This is a genomic window from Chitinophaga sp. 30R24, assembly GCF_049056765.1.
Classification (GTDB): Bacteria; Bacteroidota; Bacteroidia; order Chitinophagales; family Chitinophagaceae; genus Chitinophaga.
Genome location: NZ_JBJGXX010000002.1, coordinates 420,361 through 437,644, shown reverse-complemented (window position 1 = coordinate 437,644; position 17,284 = coordinate 420,361). Strand labels below are relative to the sequence as shown.

Sequence of the window (17,284 nt, the reverse complement as noted above, 5' to 3'; positions counted from 1 at the left end):
ATTAACATAAAAAATATAAGGGTAATAGACCGCATTTATTTAACAGTTTCAATTAGGTTAGGAATAATGTCATTTGATTACTACGTGTATTGGATTACGCTATATTCCCTGCTGATATTTATATTCATACTGTTTAATAATGTTCCCATACATGTCCCTGACTATTTTAAGCCTTCCGTAATCATCATACTCAAAGAAAGCATTTGTACCTCTTTGGTCCACCTGATTAATTAATTGATTTACTTTATTGTAAGTATTTCCTTCAAGTATGGATTGAGCAGGAGCGACTATCAACTGGTCGACAAGACCTATTCCTGACATTGTAATCTGATTAGCTGTAATATTGGATTTCTTGTATAATTTCCATTGCCCCTGCACGTTATCAATCAGCTCCATAGTTGCTCCATTTACACTACAACTACCACCATCTGCTACCCATACAAGTACGTCATAAGGTATTCTAGTATTCAAGCCATTGATTATAATATTACCAGCAGACAACTGATAAGCTTTACTACCTGATAAAGTAGTGGCAGTCACTATGCCTGTTGATGGAATGGATACATAGGAAGGCATTTCCATAGTTTCAAATGAGGTATAAAACCAGTTATTGTCCCCTGAGCTTTCTATCATAGCCATTGGAATATTTAAGGCCTTATTCCAGCTATATTTACGGGTCAGACCATTCCTTTTCAAAATAGTTAAAGGATTAACATTATTATCGTAAGCGGGTACTGCGATTGCTCTTTCAAATGGATATTGGCCTATAGCAGTATTAATACTGTCCAGTAATAGTTGTTTCCCGGAAAGACGGTAATAATAACGTTCCTGGTTTATGTTCTCTCCGTTCACGCTCTTCCTGGATGCAAGCAGCGTAGTATAACGGTGCTGTTGACGCAACTGGCTGAACTCGGCAGCATTCAAATGCCCAGGACTATATGTGCTGTCGCCTGCATATACCATCTCCTGCACAACGCTTTCCTCTTTACTATTTTTTGTAGTTATCATAACAGGCAGCAGTGAAGAATCTCCATACTGATAAGTGGTAATGTTGCTGAGAGATGCAGCGTTATTATCATACATTATAACTGTATCTGCGGTTTTATACCACCTGCCGGTAGCAATCATATATATTCCTGGTATGGGAGTATTCGCCTGCATAGGTCCTACTGGATCTCCAGATTCACTAACCTCCATTCTGAAATCATTACAACCCACTTTTACAGCTGTAATATCCTGTTTAAATGGCTGCCCGGACCTATTGGAGGGATAAAAATCATATTCAGTGCCATTAATTTGTAAAGGTGAATAATTGTCGGTTGAATTTGTTTGATAGATAATCTCCCTGGACGGCTTACCCCTTACCCAGTCTTCATCATAAGCAGGCACATAGGGTAATACATAATTATTTTCAGGTGACGAAGAAATAAAATAATGCTCCTTTTTTTGTTTGATATTACCATCTGTAATGTATTCAACCACTTTAGGATAAAATATCAATGCTCCTTCTGTAAAAGAGGCTGGGATCACCGAATTTCCATGCCTTACAAGAAACTCCTTATCCTCAAATTCTATAAAATTATTCTGACGCGAAAGATAATAAGTCTTGATTTCTTCTTTATCACTGTAAACCGGCATGTTTCCCAGAAAACCATAAGAAGAATCATTTTGCTCATTGTGGTACACAAATTCCCTAATCCTAGCCATGTCTGGCCGTACATTGTCCGTTGTTGTTATCCGCTTAATCCTTAGCCCACCTACTATATAGTTTTTTCTTGACAGATCTTTACCATCATAATTTAAACTGACACTGAAATATCTTATGCCATCCACACCTTCCCAATTATTGATATTTCTTACATCGGCATATAAATGATAAGTTCCATTAGGAAAGTAGGTTAAAGGAAAAGTATTATTAAAATTGAATGATACAGGTCCGCTGATAGAATAGGTGCCACAATAAGGAAATCCCTCATCACACATAGGTTCTGATATACCAGTCATAAATGCACCACCCTTAAAATTATTCAATTCACTCGGGGGCTCGTTGATAACAAATACAGTATCATATAAGGAGGTTTTTAACGGTAACCCATTCTCTCTGATATCTGAAAGAGAGATAGTTTTATATATAGTAGAAGGTCTGATATACTTCGTATAGTTATATCCTATAGTATTGGCCTCATATTCAAAAGCATCAAAACCTCCCGTTGGATAAGTGATTTTAGTAAGAATCCCTGCCTTCATATAATCAAATTTGGGATTACGGTTAGATCCAGGAAGAAGCATCACCCTTTCTGCCGGAAGCCCTTCATAGAATGTAACCAATTCTTCAGGGGCAAGAGTGGTAGCATCGGTGGAATTACCATTCTGATAAGCACCATTGGCATACCCCCAGAAATCCTGTGCGTAAGACAAATGGCATGGCAATGGGGTACCATTATACTCAAACCTGTAACGTTGTGCAGTATCAGCAATACCATTACCATCTACACGAAGATCAAGCAGCCTCAAGCGGTAACGGCTGGTAGCAGGATCTTTCAGATAAATATTACCACACTCACCACTATCAAAGTAGTCATAATTGAAAGTATAACTATTAATGAGCTCTCCACCTGAAGTCTGAATAGATACTTTCTTTAATGCATTGCCCCCCGGGAGATCTTTTCTTTCAGGAGTGTCTGTATCAAATGTTATTTTATACTTCCTGGAAGTAATAGTGAAAATACCTGAATTCCCTTCTATATGATTATATGAAAAGCAATTCTCATCCTGACGGTAACGAAATGAGCCACTGCTATTTAAAGGAGAATATGCTGTACTTGATCCGGCCGAATAATAATAATAAGATACTGGATTATAGGTAAACCTGATTGTATCAGTCTTGTCTGGATTGATAATACTTGTCAGATTCCAGGCTGAGATAGTTCTGTTGTAGTTATTACTCGTGGTTCTGCATACGGCAACAGTGGAGGTATATTCTACTGTTGCAAATATATAAGTTGTTCCATCCGGTGTATATATTGTCCACGACGACTCACTGTTTTTCTCTATGGCTAATCCCTGATCTGATATATTAACATACTTACCTGTTTCAGGATTATAGGCAAATTTCCCACTGTAATTACCCATACTAAAGAAAAACAGGTCTGGCTCCAAATCTGCACGACCCTGCAATACATTATTATACATAATGTCCCTTTCAACCGGCTGTGCATCATTATAATAATAATAGGGAGTATGTTGGTTATATAAGAGACCTATTCCATCTCCACTGCCTTCATCAGGTTTTCCTCTCACCTCACGGGTAATAGCTCCACCAGCGGATAAGCTCCATCCTGCTCCTACCCAACTGGCTAATTCATCCACCCTTATCCCACCGGCATGATAAGATAAGTTTATTGGAACATTTATCTCTTTTTCCTCCAGATTAAATATGGGAATAGAAATAGACGGGATTCCAGTTGCGTAGCTGACTGGTAATTCTTCATATTTTTTTATTGCCTGCGCAGAGGGGGAAAGCGGCAAAAGCGAATTCAGTGAATTAATATAATTATCACTTGTTTGTGCAAAAACATTCTTTGTTAAAGAAATAAATACCAAACAACAAAAAAGAAAAATAATAATCGTACTGCTCTCTTTGAACTGAGCTAAAATCCTAACTTTTACGACTCTCATGAGGTATCGCTTTGATTGATTTACTTTTAATGAAGGCGGACTGCTAACTTTAATTTCGCGTACAATAACTGATTGGCTTGAATAACAACAGATATAGGGGCGGCATATTTTGTTATTGTAAAACGATTGAAAAATATTTCGGGTTAAAACAGTATACAGATTTAAATCTCTTAGGCGTTAAATCTACTGCAATTTAAAAAGTTATTTTTCAAAAACAAATACTCCACAGCACATGATTAGAAGAACCATATATCACTATCTCATTTTAGCTATACAAATACGCTTCAATAAAGAAGATGTGAAAGTCATTTATCATCAGTGCAAAGGCAGGGCCGATAACAGCAAAAAAAAGCTGACTAAAAATCACTTTTTAGTCAGCCTTTTTTATAATAGTATTATTACTGATTCTTCCGCTGCATCTTAGGCAAAGCCTGTACGATCAGGTCGTTCATTACATTCACTGCTTCGTCCAGGTAAATGTCTTTAGTTCTTGCCTTGATCCAATCCTTGTTACGGGCAATTTTGGAAGAGTCGTTTCCTAATTTATCCATATCGGATTTGATATTAATGATGCTCAGTTCCTTCACTTTATCGTTTACAGCATCATATTTTTTCAGGGCAGCAGTGTTTGTTTTCTGCTCTGATTTATACGTTTGAAGGTTCAGTGAATAGGTTTCCTGTTTTTCCAGGTTTTTCAGTGTGTTGAGATTTTCGTTCAACAGTTTGAAAGCTGGGCTGGCTGCCATTCTTTTTTCGCTATTCCTTTTCAGGGGTTCGGGATTTACCGGATTGTACCAGGGGGTGAAGCTGGCGCGTGGTATTTCGTCCCATGCGAGAGCATCGGAATCTTTACGCTCTGCCACTTCATAGTAAGGATCTGGTAATACGATATCTGAAGCTACCCCTCTCAGCTGGGTAGAACCGCCATTGGCACGGTAAAACTTCTGTTGGGTCAGTTTCAGGGCGCCGAGGCTGCTGCCATCTTTTACCGGATAGAAATCATCCAGGTTAAAAAGGCGTTGAACAGTACCTTTACCAAAGGTTTGCGTACTGCCGATAATCACTGCACGTTTATAGTCTTGCATCGCAGCGGCCATAATTTCGGAAGCGGATGCACTGTATTCATTGACCATAATTGCCAGCGGACCATCATATTCTACATTTTTATCACGGTCGCGCAATACCACTGCATCGCCGCCTCTGGAGCGCACCTGTACTACCGGGCCTTCCGGAATAAACAGGCCGGCCATTTGTACTACGTCTTGCAGGGAGCCGCCGCCATTAAAGCGAAGATCCAGGATAATACCTTCTACTTTCTCCGCTTTCAGTTTAGCCACTTCTTTCTGCACATCTTCAGCGCTGCGTGCACCGTTACGGTCGTTAAAATCGGCGTAGAACTCGGGGAGATAGATATAACCAATTTTATGCTGGCCGTTAATGATAGCTGATTTAGCAAAAGTTTCTTCTGTTACTATTTCATCGCGTATGATAGTGATATCTTTTGTAGTACCATCCACACTTCTTACCGTTAATTTCACCGGGGTACCTTTTTTACCACGGATCAGCTTTACGGCATCTTCTACAGGATAACCCGTAATATCTACTGGTTCACCAGTTCCCTGGGATACTTTCTGGATCACATCATTTACTTTCAGCTGTCCTTGTTTCCAGCTGGGACTTCCGGTAACGATGCTCACCACTTTGATTTTATCGCCTTCTTCCTTCAGCTGTGCGCCGATACCAAAAAACTTACCAGCCATTTGCTCTTCAAATGCACGTTTTTCATCTGGTGGGAAATAGTCGGTATGCGGGTCCATGGTAGTAGTGATGGCATTTACATACAGATTAAAGCGGTCATTATCGTTCTGCCGGTTTTTCAAACGCTCAAAATAGCGGTCATAGAGCTGTTTTACTTTCAAGCGGGCATCTGCTTCCAACTGCGTATCTGTTTTTGTTTTGATACTGTCTTTTGCATCGGCTTTATCACGCATATCCTGCAAGTCTGTGAGCTTTTCCAGGGTACGGTATTTCAGCACCTTGCGCCAGGCTTCCTTGCGGGCGTTTTCATCTGCCGGATAATCAATTTTATCCGGGTCCAGCACTACCTTTTCATCCACCGTAAAATCGAATGGTTTGGAAAGGATTTCCGGATAGATACTAGCTGCCTCGGCTACACGTTGTTTCACCAGCGCATTGATGCTGCGGAAACAATCAATCGGAGCGCCTTTCAGCTCATCATCTATATGGGTAGATAAAGGAAGGAGTTTATCCACATCTGTTTTCAGGAAGAATTTCTTCTCTGTATCCAGGCTACGCAAATATTTATAGAAAACCTCAGCGGAAAATTTATCGTCTATTGGTTTAGGTTGATAATGTCCTTCCTTTAGCATTTGCCCTACCAAGTTCATAATCACCTCGTAACGGCCTGGGGGGTCATCGGTATGTCCAAGTCTATTAAAAGCCAACACACCTGCGGAAATACTTAATAGCACAACCGGTATTATCACTTTCAGTCTCATATGTATCTCAATTGAACTTAAATGTTGTCAAATCAAATATAAAATAAAATCACCCGATGGGTACGCAAATTATTTCCTTTTAACAAAAAATTGGGCCAAACGGACACCGGTCGAGATATGTGGCTGAAATCAGCCATGTAATTGTCTCTTGCACACCGCTTTAAACAATCTTCATAAAGATAACGGTTAAGTATCCGCGAATGTTGAGAAGAATCAATCTTTCACCAATTTATATACCGCTCCTTTAAACCCATCTTTTCCGGAAATACTGGTCAGCATATAGAGCTCCCCTTGCTCATCCTGGCCCCAGCTAAGGATTTGCAGGTTACCAGCAGGGCGACCAGAGAGTTCGAGATTAGCCCGTTCCCATTTATTGCCATCAGGCACCAGTACAAAAGATTTCCCGTTATAATCACCAAACACATACAGCCCTTTCAGCGCGGGGATGGCGTTGCCGCGGTATACATAACCACCGGTGATACTTATCCCCAGATCGTGGGAATATTCGTGGACAGGTGCAATCAATCCTGCTTTATTAGCACCTGCGGGTACTTTAAAATCGTGGTCCCCTTCCATAATCCGCCAGCCATAATTACCTCCTTTGGTGATAATATCCACTTCTTCATACTTATCTTGTCCTACATCTCCTGCAAACAACTTTTTGCTACCCTTATCAAAAGAAAAACGCCAGGGATTACGCAGCCCATAAGCCCATATTTCTGGTCTTGCGCCGGCCTGGTTAACAAATGGATTGTCTGCTGGCACTTTATAAGGCGTACTGTTCACATCTATCCTTAATATTTTACCTAACAGGGTACGCAGATCTTGTCCATTGCCAGCATCTCCATGCTTATCGCCACCGCCACCACCGTCGCCCAGGCCAATGTACAAATACCCATCCGGGCCAAATTGTAACTGACCACCATTATGATTGGATTCCGGTTCGTCGATCTCCATCAATACCCTTTGGGAAGCCGGATCGGCTTCGTCTGGACGATTAACCGCAACAGTGAATTCTACCAAACGGCTGGTATGGTTAAATCCCTTCTTTTGCATTGGAGCGCTATAATACACGTAAAATTTATGGTTCTTTTTAAAGTCGGGATGAAAGGCCAGCCCCAGCAACCCTCTTTCGTCGTAGCCTGGGTTAATACTTACCATATCATTACTCACATCCAGGAAGGGAGTAGGCAGGCAGACACCTTTTTTCACTATCCAAATCTTCCCTTCCTTCTGACAGAAAAACAGCCTGCCGGAACCATCACCGGCAACAGCCATGTTTACCGGGGAAATAAACTGGTCGGTCACCAATTGCAACCGGGCTTTTCGTACAGGCGGCTCCGTGTCATTACCGGGTGGGTTGCCTGCGCACACAGCGGCCATAGTAATAGCCGGCCATAATAATAACGCCTGAAAAAAAATGCGGGGATAATGAATTTTCATAGTTATGGTTGATTTATTCAGGTTAAAAATATATTTTAAAAAACAAAGGTCAAAGCCTATGCTCACAGTTCCACTTTTATGCTTTTTTGTACCTTCGCCAAAAATTCAACAGGTTGGACAATACCGTATCGAAAAAGAACGACCCGTACGCTTCATTACGCTTCCCGGAATTCAATTACTATCTGGTTATACGTTTTGCCTTCGTATTTGCATTGGCGATGCAATTTGCCATCATAGAGTGGAAAGTATATGAAATTTCCAAAGATCCTTTCTCTCTGGGGCTGATTGGTTTATCGGAAGTGATTCCTGCCGTGCTGTTGGCTCCTTTTGCAGGGCATATGGTAGACAAACGGGAGAAACGGGGTATCCTGCTCCAATGTGTGATCGCTTATCTCTTTATCAGCACCGGACTTTTTATACTTACCTGGGACCAGGCTGTAGCTGGTATTTCCAAGCATTGGGTACTGAACCTCATTTACTTGCTGGTATTTTTAGGAGGTATTGTAAGGGCGTTTACCAGCCCGGCTACCTTCACTTTGTTGTCGTTGCTGGTGCCCCGCGACCTCTATGCCAATGCTTCTACCTGGAGCAGCTCTGCCTGGCAGATCGGTGGCGTGCTGGGGCCTGCATTGGGCGGGCTGTTTATCCACTGGATAGGCGTGCATTGGGCAATGTTGTTGGTAGTATTGATGTTCCTCCCGCCGTTATACAGTTTATTACATATCAAACCCAAACCGATCTATTACCAGTCCAAAGGTGAAAGCTTTATGGATGGCCTTACTAAAGGGATGCGGTTTGTATGGAAAACCAAGGTGGTATTAAATGCTATGGCGTTGGATATGTTTGCTGTACTGTTTGGAGGTGCGGTAGCTATGTTGCCGGCATTTGCCAAAGATGTGTTGCATGCGGGCTCTCTGGGTTATGGACTGCTACGTTCTGCACCTGCTGTAGGCGCCTTAATCACCATGTTCATCCTGGCGCACCGCCCACTGGCGAATAAGCCGGGCGTTAAGCTGCTGGCAGCGGTTTTTGGATTTGGGCTAACCATTATTATTTTCGGCCTTTCTACCAGCTTTTACCTCTCTATTCTCGCTTTATTGATCAGCGGATCACTGGATGGTATTAGCGTTATTATCCGTCAAACGATCCTGCAGTTAAAAACACCCGATGAAATGCGGGGCCGTGTAGCTGCGGTGAGCTCTATGTTTATAGGATCTTCCAATGAATTGGGCGCCTTTGAAAGCGGGTTCATGGCCCGGGCCATAGGCCTGGTGCCTTCCGTTGTATTGGGCGGTTGTGTAACGCTGGGCGTAGTGGTAACTACCTACGTTATTTCTCCGGCTATGCGTAAGCTGGATTTAAAAGCATAGCTAGCCGCCGCCTCACAAATCCATCTTCTCTTTCAGCTTTTCCAGCACATAATAAACGGCTGGACAAACAGTACTGTTTTCATAGGTGATCTTCGGACGTTTGAAAAAATCGTAGCTATCAGTGTAGGGATAGTTGGCGCAATCGCCGGGGCGTACCTCGTAGATACTACAATAATTATCTGACCCCAGGAAAGGGCAGGGAGTAAATTTCACCACATAATCCTCATCACTGTCGATACGCAGATAAGTATCGATAAATTCGCCTTCCTTCATGCCCAGGTGTTTGGAAATGCGGCGGATGTCTGGTCCTTTGAAGCGGGGGCTGATGGTTTTACAGCAATTACCGCATTCCAGGCAATCAATTTTGCTGAACGCTTCTTCATGCAGGTCTGGCAGCAATTTCTCTACCCCTTTACCACGGCGGGTTTGCAGTTTAGTCAGAAACTGTTTGTTCTGTTTTTGCTTGTCGCGGGCCTTTTGTTCCCAATCTTCTAATATGTTGCTCATTGCCGCAAAGATAAGTAAATAGTACGTGGACAAAATTATGACATAGACGCAGATAAATAATATATCATTTATCACTGTTTTCCCTCGCCAGTGTTGATTGTTTGGCCGTTGCTTAAAATCTGCATAGCTTTGCGCATTCTATTTCAAATTACCTGCTTACATCATGAATCTTTTTGATATTCAACAAAATGAATTCGTGCACCGTCACATAGGGCCGAATGAAGGTGAAACCAACCAGATGCTTAAAACCATTGGCGTTTCCGATCTGGACCAACTGATCAGCAAAACCGTTCCGGGCGCGATCCGTATGCAACAGCCGCTGTCTATTCCTGCAGCAATGAGCGAAAGTGATTATCTCCGTCACCTAAAGGAAATTTCACTGAACAACAAAGTATACCGTAACTATATCGGACAAGGTTATTTTGATACCATTACGCCCAGTGTTATCCTGCGTAATGTTTTTGAGAACCCAGGATGGTATACCCAGTACACGCCTTACCAAGCAGAGATCTCCCAAGGTCGACTGGAAAGTCTGCTGAACTATCAGACTATGGTATCTGATCTGACAGGCTTGCCTATTGCCAACGCCTCCCTGCTAGACGAAGCTACCGCGGCAGCAGAAGCGATGACCATGTTCTTCAATGCCTTAAATAAGGACCATGACCATGTAAGCAGACCTCGGTTCTTTGTAGACCGTCACGTGTATCCACAAACCATTGACGTTATCTACACCCGCGCCACTCCGCTGCATATAGAAGTAGTGATAGGCGATTACAAAACCGCTGAGTTCGACGAATCTTACTTTGGTGCGTTGGTACAATATCCTGACAATGTAGGTGCCACAACGGATTATACCACCTTTATCGACAAGGTACATGCAGTAGGCGCTTTTGTAGGCGTAGCTACCGACCTGATGGCGCTCGCCCTCCTCACCGCTCCCGGAGAAATGGGTGCTGATGCCGCTTTCGGTTCTGCCCAGCGTTTCGGCGTTCCTTTGGGCTTTGGTGGTCCACATGCTGCTTTCTTTGCCGTAAAGGATGATTTCAAACGTGCTATCCCCGGCCGCATCATTGGCGTAAGCATCGATGCCCAAGGCAACCGCGCACTCCGTATGGCGTTGCAAACCCGCGAGCAGCACATCAAACGTGAGAAAGCAACTTCTAATATCTGTACAGCCCAGGCATTATTGGCTAATATGGCGGCTATGTACGCTGTGTATCATGGCCCGCAGGGAGTGAAAAACATTGCTACCCGTATTGCCTTGCTTACCAACACCCTGGCTGATAAACTACAAGCCAAAGGCTTTAAACTTACAGCAGACAATTTCTTTGATACCATCGTTATCGAAAATGCGGATGCCAACCTGAAATCTGCCGCAGAAGCAACAGGCCTCAACTTCCGCTACTTCGCTAACGGCCATGTAGGCATCTCCCTGGACGAAACAACCACCATTGCAGATGTAAATGATATCCTGCATGTATTTGCTGCAGGTAAAACTGATGCAACAGAAGTATCTAATGGTACCACCGGTATTCCGGTAACACTGGAACGTACTTCCGCTTACCTCCAGCACCCGGTATTTAACAGCTACCATAGCGAATCGCTGATGATGCGCTACCTGAAAATGCTGGAAAACAAAGATCTTTCCCTGAATACTTCCATGATCTCCCTCGGTTCATGCACCATGAAACTGAATGCAGCTACTGAGATGATCCCTTTAAGCTGGGCGCATTGGAGCAAAATGCATCCTTTCGCTCCTAAAAACCAGGTAGGTGGTTACTTACAGATGACCTCCGAACTGGGTGAATACCTGAGCAAAATTACCGGTTTCGACGCCTGCAGCCTTCAACCTAACAGCGGCGCCCAAGGCGAATACGCTGGCTTGCTGGTGATCCGCGAATTCCATAAGAGCAGAGGCGAAGGCCATCGTAATGTGATGCTGATCCCGATCAGCGCACACGGTACCAACCCTGCGTCTGCAGTAATGGCCGGCTTCAAGGTAGTAGTGGTAAAAGCACTGGAAAACGGTTATATCGATGTAGAAGACCTGAAAGCCAAAGCAGCAGCCAATAGTAAAGACCTGGCCGGTATCATGATCACTTACCCATCTACTTACGGTGTGTATGAAGAAAGCGTGAAAGAGATCTGTGAAGTGATCCACCAACACGGCGGACAAGTATACATGGATGGCGCCAACATGAACGCACAGGTAGGATTAACAGCTCCCGGCCTGATCGGCGCAGACGTATGCCACCTGAACCTGCACAAAACCTTCGCGATCCCTCACGGCGGCGGCGGTCCTGGCATGGGGCCCATTTGTGTGGCAAAACACCTGACTCCGTTCCTGCCAGGTCATGTTTCCCTAAACGACGGACAATTAGCCAACGCAGTATCCGCAGCGCCATTTGGTTCTGCCAGCATCTTACTGATCTCTTATGCTTATATCCGTATGCTCGGATTCAATGGCGTTAAACAGGCTTCTGAATACGCTATTCTCAATGCCAACTACATGAAGAGCAGACTGGAAAACGCATACGATATCCTGTACACTGGCGTAAATGGTACCTGTGCACATGAATTTATCGTAGATCTCCGTCCATTTAAAGCATCTGCTGGTATTGAGGCGGAAGACGTAGCCAAACGTTTAATGGACTATGGTTTCCACGCACCTACCATGAGCTTCCCTGTTCCAGGCACTATTATGATTGAGCCTACCGAAAGCGAGGATAAAGGTGAACTGGATCGCTTCTGCGATGCGCTCCTGGCCATCCGTGAAGAGATCCGTGCAGTGGAAAATGGTACTAGCGATAAACAAAACAACGTATTAAAAAATGCACCACATACCCAACACGTGATCACCGCCGACGAATGGACCGCTCCATATACCCGTCAGCAGGCTGCCTTCCCGCTGGAATATGTAAAGCACAATAAATTCTGGCCTTCCGTAAGCCGTATCAATAATACCTTCGGCGACAGGAATCTGATCTGCACCTGCGAGCCCGTTAGTGCATATGAAGAAGCAGCTAGCCTTTAAATGATGTTATTGACCAATGGCCACATGCCATTGACTCAAATCATAAAAAATAAGCCGTCCCGTAATTACCTGGGGCGGCTTATTTTTTTGCCTGTTATCGAGTTATTTCTTTTACGATATACAAATGGCTCTTCTCTAAGGCATCTCCAATCACCTGTTAATGTTATTTTCCCCATCGCAAAGTAGCCATATCTTGTGCCCTGTTTTAATCCCTATATATTTATGTTAAGAAGAATTTTGTTTGTCTGCCTGTACAGCCTGATGCTACCCGTTTTAATACAAGCCCAGCAACCGCAGATTACCCGCAGTACCTCCTTTGATGAGCCGTCAGACGGCGCGAGCCGATTATTATTGATGAAGAATGGTAATACCATGTTCCTTCATTTTACCCGTAAAAGCGGTATTGATGTAGTAGTATACGATAAAAATCATCATGCCGGCACGTTGGTAAACAACCATGTAAATTCCTGGAAACAGAAACAAATGGTGAGGGCAAGCCTGGCAGGATTATTTGAATTGAATGGCCAGGCAGTTGCTTTCCTGGTACAATATCTCCACAAAAAACCTTGCCTGTACCGGTTTATTTTTGATGGAACAACAGGAAAGCTCGTAAACGAAGAACTGGTTGCCGACCTGCCCAGATTAGGACTAGCCGCTGGTTACAGCCTGGTATATGGTGGCGTGAGCATGCCTGATTTTTTTGTCCGGAAAGATCCGGAATCGGAATATTATGCCGTTGCCGCATTTAATTCGTTTGCCCATGACCGTAACGAACGTATTAAAGTAACTCATTTTGGACCTGATCATAAAAAAATCAACGAAGCTTTTTACGAATCACCTAAGGGTACCTATAAATACCTGGAATTTATGGAGATGTTCGTTCACCGCGATGAGTTTGTTTTTGTGGCCTCTTATGGCTACAATACCAGGGCTTCCGGAGGAAAAGACTCCCGGGTCATCATCTCCCGGTTAATGAAAGGAACAAAACAATTTGAATATAATCTGCTAAATTATACGGATGACTATAGAGAACCCGACATCGCTGTAAAATATAACGCCTCCAATAAAACACTTTATATGTTGGCCGCTGTTAATGCCAAAAGTGCAGGCCGTCCTTACACTATGTATACTAGCTCCGAGAACATGGTGCTACAGATGAATGTCATTAATCCTAATTCTCTTGAGGTCAGGAAGAAGTATTTTATTGATCATCCTGAATTATCTGACTATGCAAAAAATCACTTGAAATATAAAAAACCTTACTATGGCGTAATACAGGACTTCCGCATTAATACAGACAGTACAATTACCCTGATGTTTGAAGAATTGAATGCCCAAAAAGATACTCGCGTAACTACCAATTACAACAATATACCAGGCGGTACAACATCAACACGTTCTTCCTCCACCAGTACTAGTACATCAATAAGTACCACACTGGGCGATATTGGTATAGTCCGCATTAATGAAGAGGGTCAGGAAATACCAGGCAGCTATGCCATCGCTAAAAAGCAGGTTACCGCCACCTGGCTCAACGACCTGTATATTTACCGCAGACCGCAAACCAGCTGGACTTTCCGTAGGGGGATTCTTCGAAGCGGTAATTATAATGCCGGTTTCTTTTCCTATGATTATGTATTTGCCAATAATACAGGATATACCATTTTTAATGAATCGCCCGACAACACAAAGGAAGAAAATGAAAATTACAGAAAGAAAAAAGGACATCTGTCTGTTAGTATCGACAATACTATTTTAGCCTGGTACGCTGACAACACTGTAAAGAAAGCATACCTGTTCGGCGAACCTAAAAAGAAAGATGAATCCCGTTTCAGCGTGCTGGAAATGAACACCCATAGTGAAGATGGTAAATCATTGGCTACCTTAATGCTTGAACGTAAAGGTAACGATAAGAAGGCCTATATTGTTTGGGTGAATTTCGAAGAAAATAATGGCAGAGTTGTTGAATAAACGTCCTCGTTATCACTACCTGAATTAAAAGAAGAGGTTGTCTCCGTTTGCAAACATAGGAGACAACCTCTTTTAATTTTCAAAGCACTTCCTTAATGGTTTAATATAGCCTCCAATACGTCTAGCTTACCATCGATAGGCTGGGTAATATTCAACCCAAGAATATTGGCCACCAAAGGATATACATGCACATTTTCGAAGGTAGCAATACGGGTGGCTGGTTTAAATGCAGGTCCCCAGGCCATGAATATCGCATTCATATTGGTGAGGTTGTTATCATAGCCATGATATCCAAGGGTACTATATTTTTTGCCTGGGAGGCCAAAAATATAATTCGGCTCTGCCAACAGAATGATATCGCCAATGCGGTGATAAATATCTTCCTGGCCATAATGCCATCTTTCCGGTGTTTCCTTTTTCAGATAAGCGGTATAGTGATTTTCGTGTTGTTTCAGATAATCGTATGCAGCCCTGATATCTTGTTCATTTTTACCATATAACATGATCTTTTCACTGCCCCATAATATTTTCAACGGTTGCAATACCGGCACTTCCTGCACTTCTACAGGATGTTCCGTATCTGCCTTGAGCATACCATGGTCTGATACTACGATAAAGTTTACCGGCAGGTGCAATTGATTCACAGCAGCCACCATTTTTCCAATACTAGCGTCTACAAACTGTACAGCGTTGCGCACGCTATCAGAATCCGGGCCATATCGGTGCCCCATATGATCTACTTCCGGGAAATAGAAGGTGATCAGGTGTGGGCGCTCTTCTTCCGGCAGCTTCAGCCAGTTCACTACTTGTTGAATACGTTGATCGATACCTGTTTTTTCCTGATACTTAAAATAGTAAGTAGGCCTAACATTTTGTATGGCACTCTCAGAGCCTACCCAGAAATAACTGGCGCTAAGCAATTGCTGTTTTTCTGCCAATACCCATAGGGGAACTCCATTATACCAGGTGCCATCTGTTACCACATCCGGGTTACCTACTTTATAAACAGCATCACGCTTGCGATCATAAAAATAATTGTCTACTAAACCATGATGAGCAGGGTACAAACCTGTAACCAGCGAATAATGGTTGGGGAAAGTGAGCGTGGGAAAAGATGGTTGCATAGCCAGCGCCCTTACACCAGCACCTGATAGTTGCAGGAGATTTGCCGCATGGTACTTCTCGGCATAATCATACCTAAAACCATCGATAGAAATCATGATAACATATGGCTTTGTTTGCTGTGTGGCACTGTTTCTACGCCCTTCTACCACCTGTTGTGTAGTGTCCTGCGCAAAACTAATGGTATGAACCAATAGCAGGGTGGTAACAAATAAAAGAATCCTCTTCACTATTGTTGTTTTATGATCATTTATAATAGAGAGCCGCAATGGATAGATGCATAGCTGCAAATTAGAAAAGAATTTCCATAAGCAGGGATAAATAAGGCCGCTCTCTACTTAAGCATATCACCACCTGTTCATAAATATGTAATAATATTTTAACGCCCAAATATAAAAAGTGCTACAAATCAGCCAAACCAAAATCACTTCATCAATTTTTATATATATAAATTTAATTAATTAATTGTTTATCTATATATTAGCTTACTGAAAAACCATCGAATAACTATGTCTGATTACACCTTTATTACAACAGAAGAACACTTTTTATTGCAGGAAGCCCTGCAAAAGAACAAACAGCAGTTAACCAAATTTGGCTTGATCGGTTTAGGCCTGTTGATAACAGCCGCCATTATCCCCCAAATATACCTTTATACGCATAATAGTATGGGAGATGCAGATGAATCGCTCCTGTCGTTTAAGAACTTCTGGTTTTGGGTTTGGTTGCTATGCTTTGTGATAGCGTTGATATTTGCCCTGATCAAAGTAACAGATATACGTTACTGGGCCATCAAAAAAGACCTGACGGCTTTGCAAAAAGGAACACTGAAAGCGCCTATGGAAGCGGTTTACCTGGAAAATAACGATTCACAAACCAATATCATGATTTTACTGGAGAATAAAAAGAGACGCTTATTCTACTGGATGAAAGGAGCGCTGGAAGGCTATCGTGCCGGACAGGAAGTAGAAATCACTTATGCCCGCTATTCCCGCGTAATCATCAGCATCAACAAACAATAATATTTTAGATAGATCATCCGGTTAACCGGTACGTTGACAAAACAACATACCGGTTATTTTTTATCATCATCCAACGTACCTTATCCTCTGTATATTTGTAGCTCCCTTAATTTATTTTTAACACCTTCCCTTTTTTTCTTCGGTACAAGCAACGCATTGTACACAAAATTTAACGATTTTTACAGGTAGAGAACTAGCTAAAAATCCTTTATGCACCTTGCACAATTTCAAGAATACTGCCTCTCCTTTCCTGGTGTTACAGAAGAATTTCCTTTTGGAGAAGAAACGCTGGTATACAAAGTAAGCGGAAAGATGTTTGCCCTGAGCAGCCTCGATAATTTTGAAAGCATTAATTTAAAATGCGACCCGGAAGAAGCCATAGAACTACGGGAAAGATACGAAGGCGTTACTCCGGGTTACCACATGAATAAAAAACATTGGAATACCATAGCTGTGCATTCCGGCATTCCCAATAAAATGCTGCTAGAGTGGATCAAAAAATCGTATGAACTGGTAGTAGCCAGTTTACCTAAGAAAGAAAGAGAAAAATTAGGCCATTAACCGCTCCACATTTACAGCTCGTCTGTCCACATTATTTTTATTACATTAGCCGCCATC

At 42.6% G+C, this 17,284-nt stretch carries 10 protein-coding genes; 5 read left to right on the top strand and 5 right to left on the bottom strand.

Translation table 11 applies throughout. The annotated features are described in order from the left end of the window. Positions 1-99 precede the first annotated feature (99 nt). The 3 genes from ACDQ55_RS08405 to ACDQ55_RS08395 all read right to left on the bottom strand — a co-directional run bounded on the left by ACDQ55_RS08405 (position 100) and on the right by ACDQ55_RS08395 (position 7,640). Positions 100-3,678, bottom strand: coding sequence for a hypothetical protein (locus ACDQ55_RS08405; protein ID WP_420980923.1), 3,579 nt, complete (start codon positions 3,676-3,678; stop codon positions 100-102). A gap of 398 nt (positions 3,679-4,076) precedes the next feature. Next, the gene (locus ACDQ55_RS08400) at positions 4,077-6,197 is read right to left on the bottom strand and encodes a carboxy terminal-processing peptidase (RefSeq protein ID WP_420980922.1); all 2,121 of its coding nucleotides are present in this window, start codon (positions 6,195-6,197) and stop codon (positions 4,077-4,079) included. 213 nt (positions 6,198-6,410) lie between these two features. After that, a complete protein-coding gene (locus ACDQ55_RS08395) occupies positions 6,411-7,640 on the bottom strand; it encodes a PQQ-dependent sugar dehydrogenase (RefSeq protein WP_420980921.1) in 1,230 nt (409 codons plus the stop codon). 113 nt (positions 7,641-7,753) lie between these two features. On the opposite strand from ACDQ55_RS08395, the gene ACDQ55_RS08390 reads away from it, so the two are divergent. Beyond that, a complete protein-coding gene (locus ACDQ55_RS08390; RefSeq protein WP_420980920.1) occupies positions 7,754-9,010 on the top strand; it encodes an MFS transporter in 1,257 nt (418 codons plus the stop codon). Between the two features lie 12 nt (positions 9,011-9,022). Here ACDQ55_RS08390 and ACDQ55_RS08385 read toward each other — a convergent pair whose 3' ends face one another. Then, entirely contained in the window at positions 9,023-9,517 is a 495-nt protein-coding gene (locus ACDQ55_RS08385) for a YkgJ family cysteine cluster protein (RefSeq protein ID WP_420980919.1), read from the bottom strand. Positions 9,518-9,680: 163 nt separating this feature from the next. Between ACDQ55_RS08385 and gcvP the strand changes: the two genes are divergently transcribed. Both gcvP and ACDQ55_RS08375 read left to right on the top strand, forming a co-directional pair. Then, positions 9,681-12,551 (top strand): aminomethyl-transferring glycine dehydrogenase, encoded by a 2,871-nt coding sequence (gene gcvP / locus ACDQ55_RS08380; protein WP_420980918.1) that lies wholly within the window; start codon positions 9,681-9,683, stop codon positions 12,549-12,551. A gap of 222 nt (positions 12,552-12,773) precedes the next feature. Beyond that, positions 12,774-14,522 (top strand): hypothetical protein, encoded by a 1,749-nt coding sequence (locus ACDQ55_RS08375; protein WP_420980917.1) that lies wholly within the window; start codon positions 12,774-12,776, stop codon positions 14,520-14,522. A 92-nt stretch (positions 14,523-14,614) separates the two neighbouring features. On the opposite strand, the gene ACDQ55_RS08370 is transcribed toward ACDQ55_RS08375, so the two are convergent. Continuing rightward, positions 14,615-15,874 (bottom strand): ectonucleotide pyrophosphatase/phosphodiesterase, encoded by a 1,260-nt coding sequence (locus tag ACDQ55_RS08370; protein WP_420980916.1) that lies wholly within the window; start codon positions 15,872-15,874, stop codon positions 14,615-14,617. Positions 15,875-16,153: 279 nt separating this feature from the next. Here ACDQ55_RS08370 and ACDQ55_RS08365 point away from each other — a divergent pair, with 279 nt between their 5' ends. Further along, positions 16,154-16,666 carry a hypothetical protein gene (locus ACDQ55_RS08365; protein ID WP_420980915.1) on the top strand — a complete coding sequence of 171 codons (513 nt, stop codon included), beginning with the start codon at positions 16,154-16,156 and terminating at the stop codon, positions 16,664-16,666. A 210-nt stretch (positions 16,667-16,876) separates the two neighbouring features. Beyond that, positions 16,877-17,227: an MmcQ/YjbR family DNA-binding protein gene (locus ACDQ55_RS08360; RefSeq protein ID WP_420980914.1), complete on the top strand. Its 351-nt coding sequence runs from the start codon at positions 16,877-16,879 to the stop codon at positions 17,225-17,227. The last annotated feature ends 57 nt before the right edge of the window (positions 17,228-17,284 follow it).